This is a genomic window from bacterium endosymbiont of Bathymodiolus sp. 5 South, assembly GCF_900128535.1.
Classification (GTDB): Bacteria; Pseudomonadota; Gammaproteobacteria; order PS1; family Pseudothioglobaceae; genus Thiodubiliella.
Genome location: NZ_FQTR01000258.1, coordinates 1 through 1,730 on the forward strand (window position 1 = coordinate 1; position 1,730 = coordinate 1,730).

Annotated in this window: 1 protein-coding gene; it reads left to right on the plus strand. The window is 32.9% G+C overall.

Annotated features, from left to right (window positions below; genetic code table 11):
- The first annotated feature begins 277 nt into the window (after positions 1 to 277).
- Positions 278 to 1,156 carry a tyrosine-type recombinase/integrase gene (locus BBROOKSOX_RS10620; protein ID WP_139661739.1) on the plus strand — a complete coding sequence of 293 codons (879 nt, stop codon included), beginning with the start codon at positions 278 to 280 and terminating at the stop codon, positions 1,154 to 1,156.
- Positions 1,157 to 1,730: the final 574 nt, after the last annotated feature.

The following is a 1,730-nucleotide window of genomic DNA, read 5'->3' on the forward strand; positions in this document are numbered from 1 at the left end:
TCATAAACAATCCTCATTATTTTCAGAGTAATGTTTATGTTTATTAGTATACGACTAACTATCTAACTAAATAATATGGTGGGGCGTGAGCGATTTGAACGCTCGACCAGCGGATTAAAAGTCCGAATGTACCCTTTGGCATTAATTTTAGTTAGATAGAGAAGTACTTATATCAATGAGCTATAAGCACTTCTCTTTGTGTTATATTATAGTAGCATTTTTTAAAAATGCAAGTATTCTTATAAAATACCTCTTTTTTTAATAAAAAGGAAGAAGTATGAAATTGCAAGAATTAGCCACTTTACACATAAGAGAAAATATATTATCTGAAGCAACAATCATTAAATACAATTCTGTTGTTTCAATATTTATTAAAGATACGGGTGTTCATCTTGTTTCATCTTTAGATCATGAAACAATTTTAAACTGGAGGGATGATATCTTGAGTCGCTCAAGTGCGGGGAACTGGAATAATTATCGTAGGCATTTGCGTGCTTTACTACAAACTGCGATAGAATTTAAAGTTATCAAAGAAAACCCTTTTACAAAAGTCAAGTCTGTCGCTCATTATCCTAATAAAAAATATTTATTAAGTGAACAAGAAATTCAAGATTTACTTGCATTTTGTAATAATATTGAACATGGTTGGTTTTGGTCTTGCGTCATCACAACTTTGAGATATACAGGTATTCGTCTTAGGCAATTAGTCGGATTGGCTTGGTCTGACTTTGATTTAGAAAATAGACACCTTATATTACGAACAAGTAGTTCTAAAACTAAGCGAGAATACACGGTTCCAATCAATCAACAAGTTATTGATAGTATTTTGTTAGTGAGGCAAAAAGCCACGCGCATTGATACCGATCAAAATAAAAACAATCAAATATTTAACATTACCTTGATAAACTCTCGTTACTTTGCAGATAATATGAATGAGGAGCATGTAGCTCGGTTTTTTGTAAAAGCATCTAAAACGCTAAATTCAAGGGTTTCTGCACATCGTTTTCGACATGCATTTGCAACTAAACTAGCCAATAACACAAAAACTAATATTAAAACAGTACAAAATCTTCTTGGACATAGTAGTGTGTATACAACGCTTGGCTATGTGCATCCTGATATTGAAGACATGAGGAAGGCTATAAATTTGTTGTAATTGAATTTACCAATAATAAAGACCTGCATAAGTAGGTCTTTTTTGAAGCGTGGTTTTTAGTTTGAACTATGGAGACCCGCCTATTCAAATACGACAGTTGAAACCCACCCTTGGTTTAATTACCAATTAACCCCGTTTGGATATAATTGTCAAATCCTGCTAAACTAGCGTTTTTTAAATAACAGAAGTAACTTATGTCATTAGAGACCTTTGCACAACCCAACCAAAAAACCACCAATCCTTACTTAATAACCTTGTATGACGCTAAATAGTCAACCCTTAAAAACCACACAACAAATTGACTTATAAAAATAAAACCAACAATAACCATAGACAAATCAACCAACTTTTTCTAAAATACCTCTTATTTTAAAGGGTAGCGTCCCCTCGTATTGAGAATAGTAATAGTGTTTCACTTGGTTTTTGAATTCAAGGCGTCGCCTTCTACTTAGTCGCCCCTTAAAAACCACTCCAAACAAACCAAAACCACCCATTTTTCCAACCATCTAAATCAACAAAACTGCTTTTTATCCAGTACCGCAAAAAACCTTAGGTATTTTACAAAAAATAAACC